General features: G+C 57.0%; 16 protein-coding genes. 10 read left to right on the forward strand and 6 right to left on the reverse strand.

From position 1 onward, the window contains the following. Positions 1-8: 8 nt before the first annotated feature. Positions 9-1,190, reverse strand: coding sequence for a pyridoxal phosphate-dependent aminotransferase (locus tag IG617_RS10740; RefSeq protein ID WP_192109243.1), 1,182 nt, complete (start codon positions 1,188-1,190; stop codon positions 9-11). Between the two features lie 123 nt (positions 1,191-1,313). Further along, positions 1,314-2,018, reverse strand: a complete 705-nt coding sequence (locus IG617_RS10745) for a polyamine aminopropyltransferase (RefSeq protein ID WP_209008442.1) — start codon at positions 2,016-2,018, stop codon at positions 1,314-1,316. A gap of 235 nt (positions 2,019-2,253) precedes the next feature. Between IG617_RS10745 and IG617_RS10750 the strand changes: the two genes are divergently transcribed. The 6 genes from IG617_RS10750 (at position 2,254) to IG617_RS10775 (ending at position 8,640) form a co-directional block, all read left to right on the forward strand. After that, on the forward strand, positions 2,254-3,255 hold the full coding sequence (locus IG617_RS10750) for a fatty acid desaturase (RefSeq protein ID WP_192109245.1): 1,002 nt from the start codon (positions 2,254-2,256) through the stop codon (positions 3,253-3,255). 150 nt (positions 3,256-3,405) lie between these two features. Then, entirely contained in the window at positions 3,406-4,503 is a 1,098-nt protein-coding gene (locus IG617_RS10755; protein ID WP_192109246.1) for a CobW family GTP-binding protein, read from the forward strand. 9 nt (positions 4,504-4,512) lie between these two features. Beyond that, positions 4,513-5,487 carry a WD40 repeat domain-containing protein gene (locus IG617_RS10760; protein ID WP_192109247.1) on the forward strand — a complete coding sequence of 325 codons (975 nt, stop codon included), beginning with the start codon at positions 4,513-4,515 and terminating at the stop codon, positions 5,485-5,487. Positions 5,488-5,529: 42 nt separating this feature from the next. Next, positions 5,530-6,012 carry a DUF2937 family protein gene (locus IG617_RS10765; protein WP_209008415.1) on the forward strand — a complete coding sequence of 161 codons (483 nt, stop codon included), beginning with the start codon at positions 5,530-5,532 and terminating at the stop codon, positions 6,010-6,012. A 29-nt stretch (positions 6,013-6,041) separates the two neighbouring features. Continuing rightward, positions 6,042-7,634, forward strand: a complete 1,593-nt coding sequence (locus tag IG617_RS10770) for a gamma-glutamyltransferase family protein (RefSeq protein ID WP_192109249.1) — start codon at positions 6,042-6,044, stop codon at positions 7,632-7,634. A gap of 91 nt (positions 7,635-7,725) precedes the next feature. Further along, positions 7,726-8,640: a LysR family transcriptional regulator gene (locus IG617_RS10775; RefSeq protein WP_192109250.1), complete on the forward strand. Its 915-nt coding sequence runs from the start codon at positions 7,726-7,728 to the stop codon at positions 8,638-8,640. Between the two features lie 27 nt (positions 8,641-8,667). Here the strand turns inward: IG617_RS10775 and IG617_RS10780 are convergent, their stop codons facing one another. After that, positions 8,668-9,735: a Glu/Leu/Phe/Val dehydrogenase gene (locus IG617_RS10780; RefSeq protein WP_192109251.1), complete on the reverse strand. Its 1,068-nt coding sequence runs from the start codon at positions 9,733-9,735 to the stop codon at positions 8,668-8,670. A gap of 237 nt (positions 9,736-9,972) precedes the next feature. On the opposite strand from IG617_RS10780, the gene IG617_RS10785 reads away from it, so the two are divergent. Continuing rightward, complete coding sequence (locus IG617_RS10785) at positions 9,973-11,781, forward strand: HoxN/HupN/NixA family nickel/cobalt transporter (protein ID WP_209008416.1); 1,809 nt, start codon at positions 9,973-9,975, stop codon at positions 11,779-11,781. A gap of 18 nt (positions 11,782-11,799) precedes the next feature. Here IG617_RS10785 and IG617_RS10790 read toward each other — a convergent pair whose 3' ends face one another. From IG617_RS10790 to IG617_RS10800, 3 genes are read right to left on the reverse strand one after another with little or no spacing between them, the layout of a single operon-like run. Then, a complete protein-coding gene (locus IG617_RS10790; RefSeq protein ID WP_192109252.1) occupies positions 11,800-12,552 on the reverse strand; it encodes a gamma-glutamyl-gamma-aminobutyrate hydrolase family protein in 753 nt (250 codons plus the stop codon). 60 nt (positions 12,553-12,612) lie between these two features. Beyond that, positions 12,613-13,284 carry a response regulator gene (locus IG617_RS10795; RefSeq protein WP_209008417.1) on the reverse strand — a complete coding sequence of 224 codons (672 nt, stop codon included), beginning with the start codon at positions 13,282-13,284 and terminating at the stop codon, positions 12,613-12,615. Continuing rightward, entirely contained in the window at positions 13,281-14,642 is a 1,362-nt protein-coding gene (locus IG617_RS10800; protein WP_192109253.1) for a cache domain-containing protein, read from the reverse strand. The genes IG617_RS10795 and IG617_RS10800 overlap by 4 nt, the downstream gene beginning before the upstream one ends. A 191-nt stretch (positions 14,643-14,833) precedes the next feature. Here IG617_RS10800 and IG617_RS10805 point away from each other — a divergent pair, with 191 nt between their 5' ends. From IG617_RS10805 to IG617_RS10815, 3 genes are all read left to right on the forward strand, one after another. Continuing rightward, positions 14,834-15,934: a TRAP transporter substrate-binding protein gene (locus tag IG617_RS10805; RefSeq protein ID WP_192109254.1), complete on the forward strand. Its 1,101-nt coding sequence runs from the start codon at positions 14,834-14,836 to the stop codon at positions 15,932-15,934. Between the two features lie 85 nt (positions 15,935-16,019). Further along, the gene (locus IG617_RS10810; protein ID WP_192109255.1) at positions 16,020-17,054 is read left to right on the forward strand and encodes a TRAP transporter small permease subunit; all 1,035 of its coding nucleotides are present in this window, start codon (positions 16,020-16,022) and stop codon (positions 17,052-17,054) included. Between the two features lie 20 nt (positions 17,055-17,074). Further along, positions 17,075-19,741 (forward strand): TRAP transporter large permease subunit, encoded by a 2,667-nt coding sequence (locus IG617_RS10815; protein ID WP_192109256.1) that lies wholly within the window; start codon positions 17,075-17,077, stop codon positions 19,739-19,741. Positions 19,742-19,768 lie beyond the last annotated feature (27 nt).

A 19,768-nucleotide genomic window follows, 5' to 3' on the forward strand; every position in this document is an offset into this window, starting at 1 on the left:
CTGCAGGTTCAGGCTTTGCTGTTCTGCGTCAGGAAGTCTTCCATACGCTTTAGCGCGCGCTGAATGTTCTCGGTCGAATTCGCATAGCTGAGGCGTATGTAGCCTTCGCCTAGAATTCCGAAGTCCGGACCGCCGATGACGGCAACGCCTGCGTCTTCCAGCAGGGCAGATGCGAGCTTCTTGGCTTTCCAGCCGGTCGCCTTGATGTTCGGGAAAGCATAGAAGGCGCCAAGAGGCGTGCGGCAGCTGATGTTGGGCAGCGCATTCAGGCCATCAACGACAACCTTCCTGCGCTTGTCGAATTCGGCGACCATGGCCCGGGCCTCATCCTGTGGTCCGGTCAAGGCAGCCAGGCCGGCGAATTGCGCGGGTGCATTGACGCAGGACCAGGCGTTGACCGCGAGCTTGCGGGCCTTATCGATGAGCTGGTCCGGCCAAAGAGAATATCCCATCCGCCAACCTGTCATGGCGTATGTTTTGGACCAGCCATCCAGAAGGATCAGGCGATCCCGGATCTCTTCGAAGCCAAGAAGAGACACATGCTCCATGCCATCGTAGGTCATCTGAGCGTAGATTTCGTCGGACATGATGGCGAGATCGGGAAACGCTTCCAGTCCCTTGACCAGCTTTTCGATCTCGGCGCGTGGCGTCACGCCGCCGGTTGGGTTTGCGGGCGAATTCAGGATCAGAAGCCGTGTCTTGTCGGTAAGAAGTGACAGGGTTTCCTCCGCCGAAAATGCAAAGTCATTTTCCTCGCGGATCGGCACAGGGATTGGGGTCGCGCCGGTAAATTCGATCATCGAGCGATAGATCGGGAAGCCGGGATCGGGATAAAGGATCTCTGCGCCGGGCTCGCCGAACATCAGGATCGCCATGAACATTGTGACCTTGCCGCCCGGCACGATCACGATGTTGTCGGGATTGGTGTCCACGCCGATGCGTTTGTGCAGATCCGCCGACACGGCCTCGCGCAGAGGCAGTATGCCTGTCGCTGGTGTGTAGCCATGATGTCCGTCGCGCAGCGCCTTGACTGCGGCCTCGACGATGTGTCCCGGGGTCTGAAAGTCCGGTTGGCCGATGCCTAGATTTATGATGTCCCGGCCTTCAGAGGCGAGTTGCGTGGCGCGGGCCAACACCGCAAAGGCATTTTCCTCACCGATACGGTCAAATCCGGCAATCGTCTTGAGCATGGTTCCACCCGAATGGTCTTGTTGCTTGTTCGATTGCTCACAGCTTTAGCCGAATTATCTGCCGTGTGAAAAGTGCTGCAGGCCTAAACTGTTTTTCCAAAGACCCTTTCGGGGCGTCGGCACCTAGAGCGATGCGACGTAAACCGTGTTGGATTCCTTAACGTCGTTCAAGGGGCTGTCGAAGGACACAATGTGGCTCTCGACGTGCGCGAAAACACTTTTGAGAGCTGCCTCGAAGACGGGATCTGGAGCATCGTTCGACCAGAGGGCAAAGACACCATTGGGCTCAAGATGTGCCGCCAGCTTTTCAAGACCCTCAGGCTGATAGAAGTCGAGATTCTTCGGGTCCAGAACGTTCGTCGGGGAATGATCGATGTCTAGCAGAATGGCGTCAAATTTCTTGCCTGGCTCTTTGGCGTCGAACCCGTTCGATGATGCGGCGAGATCAAAGAAGTCACCTTCAACAAAGTCGCAGCGGCCATCGGCGGTGAGGTGTTCTCCGAGCGGCAGCAGGCTCTCTTTGTGCCAGTCGATGACTGGTCCGAGCGCATCAACAACGGTCAGCGAGGCGACGCGTTGATCATCCAGCGCCGTTTTTGCCGTATATCCAAGACCCAGTCCCCCAACAGCAACCTTGAGACTTTCGCCTTTTGCTGCGGCGAGGCCCATTCGGGAGAGTTCTTCTTCGGCGACGGTGAAGCGGCTCGACATCAAATAGGCATCCCCGAGGATGATTTCGTAGATGTCCTCGCCTGTTGAGAGGTCGCGCCGGCGACGCAGGCTAAGGGCGCCAATTGGTGTCGGACGATAGTCCAATTCTTCGAACATAGCGCTCAAGGGATGTCTTTCCTGGATACGCAAATTGCGCGAAGTGGTTGATCCAGCATAGAGGAAGGGGGCAGAGGTGCCAGAAAAACCCTTGGTCTTCCTGCGACCATCATCAGAAATTATTCACTTCTACGACGCAAGGCTCGTTGACCTGAGGCCTCAGGTCTGGCACCACCTTCGCCAAGGGGAATAATCCCGAACAACAAGAACACAACAATAACTGTCGGGACACCCATTGCTACAAGATCAGATCCAAGAGCTTGCGGCGCATTGCGCACGCTACCGCACTCCGAATGCCTGGCGCGCGGCTGGTCAGATTCTGACCACCCTGTTTCCGTTTCTCGCGCTTTTCGCCGGCATGTATATCAGCCTTGATTACAGCTATTGGATCACGCTGCTGCTGGCGGTTCCGACTGCCGGGCTTTTGATCCGATTCTTCATTATTCAGCACGATTGCGGACATGGATCTTTCTTTGCGTCCAAGACCGCCAATGACATCACGGGCCGCATTGTGAGTGTTCTGACGCTGACACCCTACGCCTATTGGCGCCGGGCGCACGCGCTCCATCATGCATGTTCGGCCAATCTTGACCGCCGGGGCATCGGTGACATCAGCACCCTGACGGTTGAAGAATACCAGGCGCTGCCGCTGCTCAAACGGATCGGATACCGCATTTATCGCAACCCCTTCTTCCTGACGCTGGTCGGAGGCGTGTTGCATTTCCTCGTTATTCAGCGGCTGCCGTTTTCCGTGCAGCGACCATCGTGGCAGATGACCACCAGTGTCCTTGCCCTCAACCTCGCGATCCTGATCGTTTATGGAACGCTGATCTATGCGCTGGGCTGGGCCGACTTTTTGATGCTGTTTGCGCCGATCGTTTTCGTGTCGTCGGCGGTCGGTGTCTGGCTCTTCTTTATCCAGCATCAGTTCGAAGAGACACATTGGTCAAAGGATGGCGAGTGGGACCGCAAGACGGCAGCGATCCTCGGCTCTTCCTACTATGATCTTCCGCGCGTGCTCGACTGGTTTACGGGCAACATCGGGTTGCATCACATTCACCACCTGTGCAGCCAGATACCGAATTACCGGCTGCAGGAGTGCATGGCTGCAAAGCCCGAGCTGGCGAACATCAATCGCCTGACGGTCTGGGAAAGCCTGAAATGCGCGAACCTTGCGCTTTGGGATGAGAAGTCGAAGCGACTGGTTTCCTTCTCTGGGGCGTTTGCCGCGGCGTGATCTTTTTGAGTGAGTGGTGTGTTTGCAGCTCGCTGCTGGAATTATAGATTTCAGCACCCTCCCACTCATGGCAAAACATGCCTATATTCAGCAGGACTCGTCGCCGGGTACCTGCTCGGCCATATTTGTTTTATCCGCTAGGGATTTCCCATGTCTGCGTCTCAAGACACCACCAGCCAACAGATCCCGGTTACCGTGCTGACCGGTTATCTTGGCTCCGGCAAGACCACGCTTTTGAACCGGATCCTGACTGAAAATCACGGTCAGAAATATGCCGTCATCGTCAATGAATTCGGCGAGATTGGCATCGATAATGATCTGCTCGTCGAATCCGACGAAGAAATCTTCGAGATGAACAACGGCTGCATCTGTTGCACCGTTCGTGGCGATCTGATCCGTACCGTGCAGAATCTGATGAAGCGGAAAGGCGCGTTCGACGCCATCATCGTCGAGACGACGGGCGTTGCTGACCCGGCTCCTGTTGCCCAGACCTTCTTTATGGATGACGACGTGCGGGCGGCCTCGAAGCTGGATGCAGTGGTTGCTGTTGTCGATGCTCGCCATGTGCTGCAGCGCCTGAAGGACACCGAGGAAGCTCAGGACCAGATTGCCTTTGCCGATGTGATCCTGCTCAACAAGACCGATCTTGTGACGAAAGACGAGCTCGCCGTTGTGGAAGCGCGTATCCGTGCGATCAATCCCTACGCCGTTTGCCATCACACGGAACGTTGCGCCGTTGACCTCAAGGCTGTTCTGGATCGTGGCGCATTCGATCTGGATCGAATTCTCTCGCTTGATCCTCATTTCCTGGCGCACGGCCATCATGACCACGAGTGCGGACCAGACTGCGATCACGAGCATGACCACACGCACCATGGACACGATCATTCGCATGATCATGAGTGCGGTCCCGACTGCGACCACGAACACCACCACCACGATGACGATCTGCATTCAGTGAAGAGTATTTCGCTGAAGGCTGGCGATCTGGATCCGGAACTGTTTTTCCCCTGGATCAACCAGGTGACACAGATCCAGGGGCCAAATATCTTGCGCCTCAAGGGCATTATGGCGCTCAAGGGCGACCCGCAACGTTACGTGATTCAGGGCGTTCACATGATCGTTGAAGGCGACCATCAGCGGGATTGGAAAGACGGTGAGCCGCGTGAAAGCCGGCTTGTTTTCATCGGGCGCGATCTCGACTGGGACATGCTCAAGCAGAGCTTTGAAGCCTGCGTCGCGCAATAGGGGATCAACGTGCCGACACTTGCTCCTGTTGATGTGGACGGCTTTGTCGTCCGCGCCGGCTTTTTGAAAGATGTACCGTTTTTTGCACTGGGTGATGGCTCGCTGTGTTTCGCTGAAGGCGGTGAGCGACGGGTTCAGCCACATAAAAACGGGCTTCTTGCTGCAGAGAAGATGCTGGACGAAAAAGGCCTCGTGACGTCTGGCGATGACGGTTTGATCCAGAAGATTGACTCCGATGGAACCATCACGACCCTGGCAGAGCGACCGCGAAAGTGGATCGACCTTCTGGCATGCGGCCCGAACGGTGCAGTTGCCTTTGCTTCGGGCCGGACTGCCTGGGTGCGTCTTGACGACGGCAAGGAAAATGAATTCGCCCATGAACGCGCCGTCGGCGGCCTGGCCTTTGCGCCCAAGGGCCTGAAGCTGGCGGTGGCCCGGTATGATGGGGCGACGATCTGGTGGGCCAACGCAGGTGGAGCGCCGCAGGAGCTTTCCTGGAAAGGGGCTCACCTGGGGATCAGTTTCTCGCCTGACGGCAAATATCTTGTGACGGCGATGCAGGAAAACGCGCTCCATGGTTGGCGCCTGAGTGACAGTCAGGACATGCGGATGACGGGCTATCCGGCCAAGGTAAAGTCCTGGAGCTGGTCGCAAAAAGGCCGCTACCTTGCGACTTCGGGTGCCAATGCGGCCATCTGCTGGCCTTTCTTCGGCAAGACCGGACCAATGGGGCAGAACCCGCTGCAGCTTGGCACGCGGGGCGACAATATTGTGTCCGTCGTTGCCTGCCATCCGAAGGAAGATGTCGTCGCGGTCGGCTATCTGGATGGCATGATCATGATGTGCCGGTTCGAAGACAATGCCGAAGTGCTTCTGCGCCGGCTTGGAAAGGCGCCTGTGTCTTCCATGAGCTGGGACGACGCCGGCGACCGGCTCGTGTTTGGCTCAGAAGATGGCGAAGCCGGGATCATTTCTCTTCGCTAGGTTTCGCGAACTGGAGAGGCGGCGGGTATGGTGAGAATGCTGATGTTGATCGTTGCGGTCCTGTGCGGAACGGCGACGTCGCAATTGCCTGAGTTCGCGCAACAGTATCGACAGCGCATTGGTGGAGCGATCGACGCGCTGCAGGAAGTCATGGCAGACTTCGAGGCAGATGCGAGCCAGTTCGGGTTGACTGTAGACGAGGCGATTGCGCGCCTTAAGTCAGGCGCGGACGACTTTGCCCGCGAGCGCGGCGAAACCATGGAAGAGACGCGCGCCCGGCTTTCAAAGCTCGTTGATCAACGGGATGCCTTGGCGGCTGCCGGACCATTTGCGCGGCTGGCTGTGGTTTTGGAATCAATGGACCCGAAGCTGGCGCAATCGACGGCAGAAGACTATGAACCTGCCCTGCCGGTCACCATGGAAGGCGCGGTCAGCGCTGGCCTTGGCGGTGTTGCAGGTCTGCTTGGCGTCCGCTTCCTGGTTTCCCTTGTGAACGTCGGTCGGAGACGTCGCCGGGTTCATTAGCACTCAAGACAGCGCATAAGGATTTCATCATGGACACGACCACTTCATCGGGCGGCATGGTGGTTGCCCCGCACAAGGCGGCAGCCGACGCGGGAGCTGAAATTCTGGCCGAGGGCGGCTCCGCCATCGAGGCGATGATCGCGGCAGCGTCCACGATCGCTGTTGTCTATCCGCACATGAATGCAATCGGCGGTGATGGTTTCTGGCTGATCGCGGAACCGGGCAAGGACCCCAAGGCTCTCATGGCCTGTGGCAGTGCCGGTTCCGGCGCGACGATCGAGGCTTACAACAAGGCGGGGCATGGTGCGATCCCGACGCGTGGACCACTTGCGGCGCTTACGGTGGCTGGAACCATTGGCGGATGGGCCAAGGCCAAAGAGGCAGCTCAGGCAATTGGCGCCGGCAAGGTCCCGAATACCGAACTTTTGAGCTCTGCAATTCGGCACGCCAAGGAGGGGATCAGCGTTACGCGCAGCCAGACCGCACTGACCTTCGAAAAACTCGCGGAGCTGAAGGATCAACCTGGTTTTGCAGATGTTTTCCTGGTTGACGGCGAGGTTCCTGAAGAGGGCTCGCTGCTGAAGCAGGCGCGTCTTGCCGATACGCTGCAGCATCTGGCCCATGAGGGGTTTGATGAGTTCTACCGCGGCGATGTCGGGGCAGCGATCGCGGATGATCTGGAGCGCATCGGCTCGCCGGTGACCAAGGCGGATCTTGAGAAATTCGAGGCGCGTTTCAAGGACGCCCTTAAGGTCGAACTCAAGTGCGGCACCGTTTTCAATGCGCCGCCTCCGACCCAGGGGCTCGCCTCACTGATCATCCTTGGGCTGTACGACCGTTTGAAAACCGATGGCCGTGAGGGCTTCGACCTTGTGCATGGTCTGGTCGAGGCGACAAAGCGGGCCTTCCTGGTGAGAGATCGCATCGTCACCGACCCGTTGCGATTGCCTGAACCTCCCAGGACATTTCTGACCGCTGACTGGCTTGATGAAGAGGCAGCCAAGATCGACTTGCGCCGGGCGCTCGAGTGGCCGCAGATCGCGAAGCCTGGTGACACGATCTGGATGGGCGCGGTCGACAAGAAGGGCGTATCCGTCTCGTTCATTCAGTCGATCTATTGGGAATTCGGCTCTGGCTGCGTTCTGCCGAAGACGGGAATTACCTGGCAGAACCGCGGCGCGAGCTTTTCCCTTCGGCCGGATGCCTTGAACGCTTTGGAACCGGGCCGGCAGCCGTTTCACACACTGAACCCGGCAATGGCAAGGCTCCGTGACGGCCGCACGATGACTTACGGCACGATGGGCGGCGAGGGGCAGCCACAGACGCAAGCGGCGATCTTCGCGCGTCATGTTCTAAATGGCATGCCGGTTGGCGAGGCAATTGACGCTCCCCGCTGGCTCTTGGGCCGGACATGGGGCGATGAAACGACCTCCTTGCGTCTCGAAGCGCGGTTTGATCCGGATCTTGTCCGGGGCCTGGAAAAGGTTGGCCATGAGGTGGTTCAAATGGCTGATGATTACTCCGATACGATGGGGCACGCCGGCATGATTGTCCGCAATGCGAAAGGCGGCCTTGAAGGTGCGCACGACCCGCGTGCGGATGGCGGTGCGTCCATCGTCTGACAAGGGTGAAGGGCAAGGTCGCTTGCAAAGCTAATGGTTTTCGGGACACTTCTCGAAAGTTGGCAGTTTTTATCGTTGCTTCGGAGAGATCATGGACGCCATTACCCGCATGCGCTGCTTCATTCAGGTGGTCGACAGCAAGGGCTTCTCGGCGGCCGCCCGTGAAATGGGTCGGTCAAAGGCATTGGTCTCGAAATACATCGGCGAACTGGAGGATGAACTCGGAGCGCGTCTTCTCAACCGGACGACCAGACAGGTGTCCCTGACCGAGGTCGGTGAGGTCTACTACAAGGAGACGACAGAGATCCTGCAGCGGATCGATGACCTTCAGGCGTCTGTCCAGTCTTCTCACCAGGCGATACGTGGCCGTCTGAAGGTGTCGGCGCCACGCTCCATGGGCGACAGCCTGATCAATCGCGCGATGATGGAATTTCTCGTCGCAAATCCCGAAGTCAAAATGGACCTTCGCCTGGAGGATCGCTTTGTGGATCTGGTGGATGAGGGTTTCGATGTTGCGATCCGTGTCACCGACCTGGAAGATTCCAGTCTGATTGCGCGGAAAATTGCGCCCTTTCGCGCAGTCGTCTGTGCCACGAAGGAAGTGACGCAAAAATATGGTGTTCCAACGCAGCCGTCGGAACTGGCTTCACGGCCCTGCATTATCGACACGAATTACCGGCAAAAGCAGAACTGGAACTTCATTGTTGAGGGCCAGCGGATCGTGGTTCCGGTCAAGGGACCCGTCGAAGTGAACAGCGCTTCTGCAGGGCGTGATGCAGCACTCTGTAACTTGGGGTTTCTTCGAACCCCTCTGATGTTTGTGGCCGAAGATATTCAAAAAGGTTTGTTGACCACCGTGCTCGATGAATTCCAGCCGGACAATCTTGGCGTCTACGCAGTCTATCCGCATCGCCGGCATCTAACCGGCAAGGTGCGGGCGTTTGTGGATTTTCTGGTCGCGTGGTTCTCGGAGCGCAAAAAGGCAGGTGAGCCTTGCCCAGGTTAACAACGCCAATCGTCAACGGATGCCGGATCAGGGTCGCCGGTTGAGCCGCTCTTCGGCGATCTCATCTGCGATCTGTTCAGGAGGGCGGTTGGCTTCTTCTGCACGGCTGAAGATTGCGCTCATCGTCTCGGCTATGGCGAGTGTCTTGGCTCGGACAGCCTGCTCTCCGCCACCTGGTGTCGCCAGGGCGATGGAAATCACGCCGCCAGCATTGATCGCGTAGTCCGGGGCGTAGAGGATCCCTCGTTTTTTCAGTGCGACACCATCTTCTGTAGTCTGCAGCTGATTGTTGGATGCGCCGGCGACGATTTTTGCGCCGATCTCCGGCACCGTCTGCGCATTGAGGACGCCGCCGAGCGCGCAGGGGGCGAATATGTCGGCATCGACCCTGTGCGCATCCTCCGGCTTTACGGCGGTCGCATCAAAGCAGCTGACCGCTCTTTGGACCGCAGGCTCATGGATGTCGGAAACGATGAGGCTTGCGCCTGCTTCATGCAGGTGTTTGCACAGATCGAAGCCAACGTGGCCCAGCCCTTGAACAGAAACACGCTTGCCGGTCAGGTCGCTAGATCCGAAAACATGACTTGCGGCAGCTTTCAGCCCTTCAAACACACCAAGAGCCGTGAAAGGGGAGGGGTCGCCGAGCCCCGTCGCTCTGGTTCCGCGGACGTGGCGCGTCTTCTCGGCGACGGCTTCCATGTCCTCAGGCGAGACGCCAACATCCTCGGCGGTGATATACGTCCCGGAGAGCCGCTCGACATGAGTGCCGAAAGCCTTCATCAGTTCCGGCGTCTTGTCTTGCCGAGGATCGGCAATGATCACCGCCTTGCCGCCGCCAAGGTCCAGGCCGGCCAGCGCATTTTTGTAGGTCATTCCTCGTGACAGGCGGAGCGCATCGGTCAGCGCTTCGGCCTTTGACGGGTAGGGCCAAATACGACAGCCGCCGAGGGCCGGCCCCAGGGTCGTATCATGCACTGCTATGATAGCGGTCAGGCCGCTTTTCCGATCACGCGCGAACAGCACGTTCTCGTGGTCATCAAACTCGTCGTGTTCAAATGCAGTCGGGACGGGTGGCTTTGAAAACTGGACGTTCATGGTCGTTTCCCAAGGCTGTTATTTCTTGAGATGAATATGATCGACATTTAGAGGATTTTGCGTCCTTTTTCCCAATTGGGAATTTCATTCAGGAATAAAACTTACCTGCGTTGAGCATATGATGGAAAAATAATGCGATGAAGCCAAAGGCGGTTGCAGATCGCTCAGGCCTTGATCCTGCCGCGTTCTCGGGGCACAGATCCCTTGTCATTCTTGCCGATCGATCGGAAACCTGCCTTGTCTGCTGCATTTATGAGCCTTACGGCTCGGATTTTCCTGGCTTTTCTTGCCCTTTTTTCGGCGAACCTTGCGGCTTTGGCCCATCCACACGTCTTCGTGGAAGCGCGCACACGACTGGTCTTTGACGATGACGGAACTGCAACTGCGGTTCGCCACGTCTTTCGGTTCGATGATGCCTTCACGGCCTTTGCCATCCAGGGCTTCGACACGAATGGCGACGGGTCCTTTTCGCGTGAAGAGCTTGCCGAACTTGCCCAGGTGAATATCGAAAGCATGGCGGAGTTCGGGTATTTCACGTTTGGGGACAATACCCGGATCGAATTCGATTTTGATCCGCCAGAGGACTATTGGCTCGAAGTCGCGACTGTCCCGCTCAAGGACTACTGGGCGATGAAGCCGGAAGACTTTGAGGCGATGGCGGAGGACGTCCAGCTCAATGGCACAGAAATGCCGGAGACCGTTCAACTTCTGGAATTGCACTTCCTTCTGCCCATGAAGGAAGGGTCTGATGCCGATCAGACGATCACGCTCGATGTCTATGACCCGACCTATTACGTCGATTTCCGCTTCGGCCGGGAGCCTGAAGCCACTGGACTGGAAAATGCGCCTGGCAGCTGCAAGGTCGAGCGCAAAGAGCCTCCGGCGCTTGATGATGCGACAGCGTTTGCCCTTGCGCAGATTGGTCCGGAACAACGCAACCTTCCGCCAGAACTCCAGTCGGCTGCTGCCAGCCAGGTCAACCAGATGATCATCAACTGTTCTGTTGCGGCCGTTGGTGCAGGCAGCGATAGCGCGTCCGTTGTTGCTGAAACAGGCGAAACAGTGAATTCCAATGAGGCTGTATCAGCCACACCAGCGGAGCCGATCGATGTCAGCCTTGCGGATCGCTGGTTTGGTACGATCGCGCGTCTCCAGCAGGAATTTTATCAAAAGCTGATCGGTGCAATGCGGGCGTTTCGTTCCAATCCAAACGCTGGCTGGCTGCTGATTGGTCTGTCCTTTGCCTACGGCATTTTTCATGCGGCCGGTCCTGGCCATGGCAAGGCGATCATCTCGTCCTACGTGGTTGCCAACAATGAAACCTTGAAGAAAGGTATCGTGCTTTCTTTCGTTTCAGCGTTTGCGCAAGCGGTCACAGCGGTTCTGTTGGTGGGTGTTGCGGCCGTCGTCCTGAAACTCACGTCGATCGCGATTCAGGACACGGCGCGATGGTTTGAGATCGGGTCCTATGCCCTGGTCACAGCGCTCGGTGGGTATCTCCTGTGGCAGAAAGCCTTGCTTCCTATCTTCAGGCCGGCCCATGCGGGCCATGACCATCACTCGCACGATCACCATCATGCACACGACCATAGCCACGATGCTCATGGTCACCACGGCCATAACCATGCGCACCACGATCATGACCATCACATTGGCGAAGACGGGGTCTGCTCGTCCTGCGGTCACGCGCATGCGCCAACGCCGGACATGCTGCAGGGACATATGACGCTCGGCAGAGCCGCGTCGATTGTGCTCGCTGTCGGTCTACGCCCCTGCTCCGGAGCCTTGATCGTGCTTGTCTTCGCGTTGTCTCAGTCGATGTTGGGCGCAGGCATTGCGGCCACATTCGCAATGGCTGTTGGCACTGGAATTACCGTTTCCATTCTCGCCGGTCTCGCGGTGGGTGCCAAAGGGCTTGCGGTGCGATTGTTTGGGGATGGATCCGTCATGGCAACGCGTGTGCACCGGACGATCGAGATCGCCGGTGCCCTAACCGTTCTCTTGCTGGGATTGTCGCTTCTGATCGCGGCGATTGGCTGGGGTTAGCGCCGGAGATTTCTATTCTCAGGTTCTCTGGGCAGCGTAGGCGCGCGCGGCATCTCCAAATGCCTTGAACAGCTTTTGGGAGGGGCCATCGCTGGCAACCCAATATTCCGGATGCCACTGTGTCGCGACGACGTAGCCTTTTGCACCCGTCACGGAAACAGCTTCGATCGTGCCGTCGTCCGCTTGGGCCTCGATCTTCAGACCTTTGCCGAGGTCTCCGAGGGCCTGACGATGGAGTGAATTGACCTCAAACTTCTCGTCACCAATCACCTTGCCGAGCTGACCGCCTGATGCAACATCGACCGTGTGAGCGATCCGGAACCTTTCATCCTGGTGCTCGGAGGTCGGCGCGCGGTGATCAGAGCGGCCCGCCATCTCCTGAATTTCAGTCAGCAGTGTTCCGCCGAAGGCGACATTCAGCTCCTGCATGCCGCGGCAGATAGCAAAGACCGGAATGCCACGTTCAACAGCCCGGCGTAGAAGCGGAAGTGTGGTTGCATCACGGGCTGCATCATATGGACCATTGGCTTCAGTTGCCTCGGCGCCGTAGAGCTGTGGATTGACGTTGGAGCGTGAGCCTGTCGCCAGCACACCATCCACACGGTCGAGGACCGCGTCGAGATCCACTTCTGCGCCCAAAGAGGGTAGAATGACAGGTATCGCGTCGGCGCCGCTCAAGGTCGCTTGCAGATAGGTGGAGGGTGCTGCGTGCCAATCGTAGCCGTCGAGAGGTTTCACGTCGGCGGTGACAAGAATGAGCGGCTTTTTCATTTTCGGGAGATCCGGTTGGGTATCGTGTTTGTCTAATGTTTAGAAGATGCCTGTTGGGAGCTAATCCAGCAACTTGAGTTCCTGCGCGATCTTGTAGAGTTGGGCGGCATTCTTGCTGCCGACCTTTTCTCTGAGATTGAGCCGGTGGGACTCTACCGTGCGGACACTGATGCCTAGATTGGCTGCAATTTCCTTGTTCGGCTGCCCTTCGGCGATTCCGGATAGGACCTGTTTTTCCCGGTCCGTCAATCCATAAGGATCGTTCACCTGGGCCGGCACATTGCCGCCAACGAGTGTGGGGCCGACAGCGGAAGAGAAATAGTAACCGCCACTGGCCACGCTGGTGATTGCCGTCAGCATTTCTTTCGCCGAAATGTCCTTGAGAATGTAGCCTCTCGCGCCTGCCTGAACCACGCCGCGGACATACTCCGGATTGTCGTAAATCGAAAGCACGAGAATGCTGGTTTCGGGGAAACGCTTCCTGATTTCGTTGGCGGCATCCAGTCCGTTCATCACTGGCATTGAGACGTCCATCAAAATGATGTCTGGCCGAAGGGAATCCACCTGTTCAACGGCCTCGCGGCCATTCGTGGCTTCGCCGACGACTTCAAGCGTATCCGTCTGGGCAAGGCGCGCACGAATGCCGTCGCGAACGAGTTCATGATCGTCGGCCAGCAAGACGCGTATCGGGCGCATGTGCAAAGTGTCGGTGGTCTGTGCCATCTTCCTCATGCGGCTCTTTCCGAGGTCTTGTTGAGAGGCATCGTCACACGGATGCGGGTGCCTCCTTCTGCCATGTTCCGGAGCTGGAGAAAACCATCATGAGTTTCCATCCGCTCGCGCATGTTTCTGATGCCGAGACCGCCTCCCTGCGGCAACGGATGTGGCAGACCGCGACCATTGTCTTCAATTGTCAGGCTCAGGGTGTGGCGGCCGACAACCAGCGTAATGGAAACATGGGTTGCGCCGGAATGCCGTGCGACATTGGTCATGGCCTCCTGAACAACGCGGTAAAGCGCTGTCTTCGCGCTGTCTGACAGGCGATCGTGGGTCCGTTCGGGGGACACATCCACTTTGATGCCCGAGTGTGTTTCAAATTCCTTGCCCAAGCTCACAAGTGCGGTTGCCAGACCCATGTCATCCAGAACGCTTGGCCGCAGGTCCCTTGAAATGCGGCGCACTTCTGAAATGGCGCCGTCTAGAATCCGCATGCACTTGTCGGCATAGCCGCGCAGGACTGGTGTCCGGCTGGCTTCGGACTGGATCATCTCGATGCCATACCGAACCGAAACCAGCAGCTGGGAAATACTATCGTGAAGTTCGGTGGAAACGCGCTTTCTTTCCTGTTCCTGTACTTCGAAAATCCGATTGGTCAGCTCCTTGAGCTTGCTGTCGGCAAATCTCTGCTCGGAAAAGCGCACGCCAGCAATCAGCAGTCCTGCGACCACGATCGCAACCAGCGTGATTGCGAAGACGACGATAACGGTCTGCCTGATGGATTCCGAGAAGTCGGCACGTATGGCGGCAACTTCGCGGGCAATGTCATCGGTGTAAAGGCCGGTCCCCAGCATCCAGTTCCACTTGTCCAGAATGATTGCAAAGCCTAGTTTTTCCTCCACCAGTCCGGTGCTGGGCTTGTGCCATACATATTCATGGAAGCCGCCGCCGTTTTGCGCTGTCTCGATCAGATTGCGGATGACGAAATCGCCTTCAGGGTCCTGAAGATCCCACCATTTCTTGCCAACCAGGTGCGCAAGTTTCGGATGCACTAAATTTGTGCCGTCCAGTGAGTAGACGAAAAAATAGCCATCCTCGCCGAAGGTCATGTTGTGAAGGATCTGCTTCACGCTTTCCTGGGCTGCGGCGCGGCCACCGGGTTCGCCTTCATAGATGCGCTCGATCGATGTCAGCGCAAGATTGAGGTAATTCCGGATTTCCTGGCGCTTTGTGGCGAGAATCCGCTGTTCTACGGAGTGAGTTTCAATCTCGATAAGGCGCCGGGCCTGAAAGTAGCTGACACTTCCGATCAGGATGGAAACGGTGATCAGCGGCAAAATCGTGATCAGCATCAATTTTGTTTTGAAGGTCACCTGAGCCTACCAATTATTTCGCGAGGCACGCACGTGGCGCAGGAGTCTTATCGATCATTCAGTAGTATTACTGAGTTGGTGCGCAAAACCACGAATAGCGCTTAACTCCCTGCATCACCTAGACATAACGTCAGATCGGTGCAAGGGTAAGCGCCGATTGGATACGTATCCGATTTGGGAGGAAATAGTTTATGGATCGTCGTTCCTTTATCAAGAAGGCCGGCCTGGGTGCTGGTGGTGCTGTTGCAGCTTCCACTCTTGCTGCTCCGGCTATTGCACAGTCGACCACCGACATGGTCATTGTCTCTACCTGGCCACGGGATTTCCCGGGTCTGGGTGTTTCCGCGCAGCGTCTTGCAGCGCGTATCGGTGAACTCACCGATGGTCGTATCAATGTTCAGTATTTTGCTGCCGGCGAACGCGTTGGCGCATTCGACTCCTTCGATGAAGTCGCTTCCGGCAATGCTCAGGCCTACATCGGCGCTGACTACTACTGGAAGGGTAAGCACCCTGCGTGGGCCTACTTCACGGCTGTTCCGTTCGGTCTGACATATGCCGAAATCGACGCCTGGATCAAATACGGCGGCGGACAGGAACTCTGGGATGAGCTTGCTGGTGAATTCGGCCTGAAGAACTTTGCCTGTGGTAACACCGGCGTTCAGATGGGTGGCTGGTTCAACAAGGAAATCGAAACCGCTGATGACCTCAAGGGTCTGAAGATGCGTATTCCTGGCCTCGGCGGCGACGTCATGGCCAAGCTTGGCGCTTCGCCTGTTTCGCTTCCTGGCGGTCAGATCTACGAAAACCTCGTGTCTGGCGCTGTCGATGCAACTGAGTGGGTTGGTCCGTACAACGACTACTTCATGAAGTTCTACGAAGCTGCGAAATACTACTACTACCCGGGCATGCATGAGCCGGGCTCGCAGCTTGCCATGGGCATGAACGCTTCCTGGTGGAATTCCCTGTCCAAGACGGATCAGGCAATCATCGAAGCAGCTTGTAACGAAGAAAATGCACGTCAGATGGCTGAGACCAACGCTGAAAACGGCGTTTACCTCGACAAGCTGATCAATGAACACGGCGTTGAACTGAAGAAGTTCTCCGACGAAGTTTATGATGCATTCGGTGAAGCTGCTGAAGAAGTGTTTGAAGAAACCGTTCAGCACAGCGATCTGACCGCTCGTACGCACGAGAGCTTTGCAAAGGCCCGTTCAGAAATCGGCCGTTGGATGCTTCTTGCTGACACTGGTTATACCGAACAGCGTAACCGCGTTCTGGGCATCACTGTCTAAGTATTGCGGTTTTAAACGCAGGGGACGGGAGAAATCCCGTCCCCACTCTTGTTGCATCTAAATAAAACCAAAGGGCACATCCGCAATGACGGCCTTGAACACCGTTCAAGACGTGTCTGCCAACTCCAACGCGACAACGGGTTCGTCCAAGAGCCCCGTTCCAGTCCGGACTTTCGGTTGGATCATTCTCGCAGTGATGGCAGCGTTCTTGCTGAACAATTATCTCAACTACTGGCAGGGACTTCCCGGTGTTGCCCCGATTTTCGGCGGTGCCGTGAACGGTTCCATGCCGATCCTTTGGTCCTGGGTGCAGTTGGGCCTTTACGCCATTGCTGTGGTCCTCGCCTTTCTGCATGTCGGGCGGACGAAGCCCGTAACGCTTCGCGAGGATGCTAAGCGCATCAGTGACATCAACGCCTTTTTGATCCGTGCTGCTTTCTGGGCAGTCCTCATAGTCGGGCTTGTCGATACTGTTATTTCCTTCCTTCGCGTCGAAGGGATGCTCGAGGGCATTGTCGGGACAGGGCTTGCAGCTGATCTGGGTCGATCCCATTTCCGCGGCGGCTATGTTCATATGCCGCTTATCGCGCTTTCCGTCGTGATCGCCGCCTTCACCCGGACGCTCGGCTTTACATGGCTTGCGCTGCTCGTGGTTGCTGCCGAGCTCCTGATCGTGATTGGTCGCTTCATCTTCTCTTACGAGCAGGCCTTCATGGCCGACCTGGTGCGCTTCTGGTATGCAGCATTGTTCCTCTTTGCCAGCGCCTACACGCTTCTGGAAGAGGGGCATGTCCGCGTCGATGTGTTCTACGCCGGGTTCAATTCGAGGCTTAAGGGCAAGGTCAACGCCGTTGGCTCGCTTCTTCTTGGCATTTCCCTGTGCTGGGTCATTCTGATCATTGGCATGGGCGGCAAGCAGAACATCATCAATAGCCCGATCCTTTCCTATGAAACGACGCAGGCTGGCTTCGGCCTTTATGTGAAGTACTTGATGGCTGGTTTCCTGGGCGTTTTTGCTGTGTCCATGATGATCCAGTTTGTCAGCTACCTCATGGATGCCGTTGCCGATATGCGCGGTGAACCGGGCGGTCGTGACCACGACGTCCCCGCTGCCCACTAGACCGTCAGAGACTGCTTGATATGGAACTCTTCTTTCTAGCCCTTCTTGTGATCCTGATGGCGACCGCGCTTGGTTCAGGATTCCCGGTGGCCTTTGCGTTGCCGGGTTCGGCGATCATCACCATCGGCATCGCGGCCCTGTCCGGATATATTTTCTCGAGCGGAACAGATGCGTTCTTCGCGCATGGTGGTCCGGGCCAGTGGCTGAGTGCCGGCGTTACCAACTTCCGAGGGATCTATTGGGAGGCTGAGCGCGATACGCTGATTGCAATCCCATTGTTCGTGTTCATGGGAATCATGCTGCAGCGTTCGAAGATCGCTGAGGATCTGCTCGTGACCATGGCGCGCCTGTTCGGACCGGTTCCCGGCGGACTTGGCATTTCGGTCGTGTTTGTGGGTGCGCTTCTTGCGGCGACGACAGGTATTGTTGGTGCAACCGTTGTTGCCATGGGCCTGATCTCACTGCCTGCAATGCTGCGCAACAATTACTCTGTCCCGCTCGCGACCGGTACGATTGCAGCGTCAGGCACACTTGGTCAGATCATTCCACCGTCGATCGTTCTGATCATCCTTGCCGACCAGCTTGCCAGTGCGGTTGATCAGGCAGGTGCTATTCGGCAAACGCTCTACAAGCAGACGACAGGCGAAATTTCGATGCCGTCGGACTTTGCTGTTGTGTCGACCAGTGCCGGTGAAATGTTCCTGGGCGCGTTCCTACCCGGAATGGTTCTTGTGGGCCTCTATATGGCCTTCATTCTCGGGTTTGCGCTGATCAACCCGAAGGCGGCTCCTGCGGTCCACCACGAAGGCAAGTTTGACCGCAAGTTCGCGGTCCAGGTTTTCGTAACGCTTGTCCCGCCGCTGGCACTGATCTTCCTCGTTCTGGGCTCGATCATCGCGGGCATCGCAACCGTAAACCAGGCCGGTGCCATCGGCGCCGTGGGCGCCATGGTTATGGCCGGGTATCGACTGCGTGACGGTGAGCGCGGGGCCTATTCACCTGCAATCATCGCTATCCTCTCACTTTTGGCGATTGCGCTGGTTGTCAGTTTCATCGGTGCGATCAACATCAAACGCATCGAAACCAGTCAGGATCTTCTCGGGCTTGTGATTGCCCTGATTGCTGTCTCCATGCTGCTCATCGCGGTATTCTGGAGTGGTTGGCGCACACTGAAGATTGAAGACACGCTGCGTGGCGTAATGGTCGAGACAGCGAAGACCACCTCGCTTGTGTTCATCATTCTGGTTGGCGCGGCCATGCTGACGTCTTCCTTCCGGGCCTTCGGTGGTGAAGAGCTGGTCAAGGATTTTCTTCTTGGACTACCCGGTGGCTTCTGGGCACAGTTTCTAATTGTCATGATGGTCATCTTCATCCTCGGCTTTTTTCTCGACTTCATCGAGATTGCCGTGGTCGTCGTGCCGATCGTGGCCCCGATTCTCCTCGCTGATCCTTCCGCCAATGTGACCGCAGTCTGGCTCGGTGTGATGATCGGTCTGAATATCCAGACGTCGTTCCTGACGCCGCCGTTTGGTTTCGCATTGTTCTATCTGCGCGGTGTCGCTCCGGCGGTGGTCAAGACCATCGACATGTACAAGGGTGTTATCGCCTTTATTGGTCTTCAGTTGTTTGCTCTGGCGATCGTCGGACTGTACCCACAGCTTGTGAACTACCTGCCGAACAGGGCGTCGCTGCTGTCTGAAACGGCGCCTCCGCCGAAGAACCCGCGTCTGCAATATTGCATGGAGAACCTCGTTTATGAGGACTTCCAGCAAAATGGCGATACTATTCTGTCTGCAATTCAGACCGCTGAAGGGCTCGATGTGAGTTATCTTCCGGAAGATCTGCAAAAGGATCTCGCGAAAGGGTTTGAACAGGCTCGCAGCGCGATTCCTCAGATGACTGCTATTGTCGATGCAGAAGAAGCCGTCGCGGCTGCTGCGGGAGACTATCGCCCTCTTCACGGTGAAGTTCGTGCTCTTGAGCGTGATGCGCGCCGCATCGACGAGACCATTGAGGAGCTGAAGGTTATTGTCAGCCGTTCGGGTGAGACTGGGATCTATACCGTTGCTCAGGGCGAACGGGCTCAAGCGCGGATTGACGTACTGACGGTCGAGCATGACGCACTGCTTGCTGAGATTCCGGCTGAATGGGAGGAGGTCAACAAGACCTTCGCGGACATCCAAAAGGCGGAAACCAAGGCGCGTCAGACCTACCGGCGTACGGTCGATCAGGCCTATGAGCCTTTGAGCGAGGTTCGACTTATTCTATCCGATGCAGACAAGCTTGCGTCCAAGGAAGCCGAAATCGAAGGCTTGAAGGAAGCGATCTCGAACCTGGATGCAGCCGCAGCCGTGGAGCAGATTGAGGCCGTACGGTCGTCTGTGGGTGAAGTCGAAGGTGCGAGCGACATCCGCAAGGGCCTTTCTGCTGCGCGCAAGATCATGCGTGGGAAGACGCCAGACAAGGACGAGGCGATCGCAGAGATCGACAACTCACTGGCCGAGCTCAAGTCCGATCTGGAATGGCGTGAAAGAGGGGCGGCGGAGCTGCTGCCACAGCTTGCGGCCTATGATGAGGTCATCAAGGACAACATCGGTCTTCGCCAACAGTCCCGTCTGCCAGACGGACTTGCGCTGGACGTTGCCGCCTGTCTTTCCGGGCACCGCGATATTTCACTGAACTTCTAAGGTTTAGCGAAATAGGGGATAAGGAAC

This window comes from Roseibium polysiphoniae (assembly GCF_014842925.1).
Lineage (GTDB): Bacteria > Pseudomonadota > Alphaproteobacteria > Rhizobiales > Stappiaceae > Roseibium > Roseibium polysiphoniae.

Excerpts from the sequence above, each read along its gene's own strand:
- IG617_RS10740 (WP_192109243.1), bottom strand. The coding sequence starts at position 1,190 with ATGCTCAAGACGATTGCCGGATTTGACCGTATCGGTGAGGAAAATGCC.
- IG617_RS10745 (WP_209008442.1), bottom strand. The coding sequence starts at position 2,018 with ATGTTCGAAGAATTGGACTATCGTCCGACACCAATTGGCGCCCTTAGC.
- IG617_RS10755 (WP_192109246.1), top strand. The coding sequence starts at position 3,406 with ATGTCTGCGTCTCAAGACACCACCAGCCAACAGATCCCGGTTACCGTG.
- IG617_RS10765 (WP_209008415.1), top strand. The coding sequence starts at position 5,530 with ATGTTGATCGTTGCGGTCCTGTGCGGAACGGCGACGTCGCAATTGCCT.
- IG617_RS10770 (WP_192109249.1), top strand. The coding sequence starts at position 6,042 with ATGGACACGACCACTTCATCGGGCGGCATGGTGGTTGCCCCGCACAAG.
- IG617_RS10775 (WP_192109250.1), top strand. The coding sequence starts at position 7,726 with ATGGACGCCATTACCCGCATGCGCTGCTTCATTCAGGTGGTCGACAGC.
- IG617_RS10780 (WP_192109251.1), bottom strand. The coding sequence starts at position 9,735 with ATGAACGTCCAGTTTTCAAAGCCACCCGTCCCGACTGCATTTGAACAC.
- IG617_RS10790 (WP_192109252.1), bottom strand. The coding sequence starts at position 12,552 with ATGAAAAAGCCGCTCATTCTTGTCACCGCCGACGTGAAACCTCTCGAC.
- IG617_RS10795 (WP_209008417.1), bottom strand. The coding sequence starts at position 13,284 with ATGAGGAAGATGGCACAGACCACCGACACTTTGCACATGCGCCCGATA.
- IG617_RS10805 (WP_192109254.1), top strand. The coding sequence starts at position 14,834 with ATGGATCGTCGTTCCTTTATCAAGAAGGCCGGCCTGGGTGCTGGTGGT.
- IG617_RS10810 (WP_192109255.1), top strand. The coding sequence starts at position 16,020 with ATGACGGCCTTGAACACCGTTCAAGACGTGTCTGCCAACTCCAACGCG.
- IG617_RS10815 (WP_192109256.1), top strand. The coding sequence starts at position 17,075 with ATGGAACTCTTCTTTCTAGCCCTTCTTGTGATCCTGATGGCGACCGCG.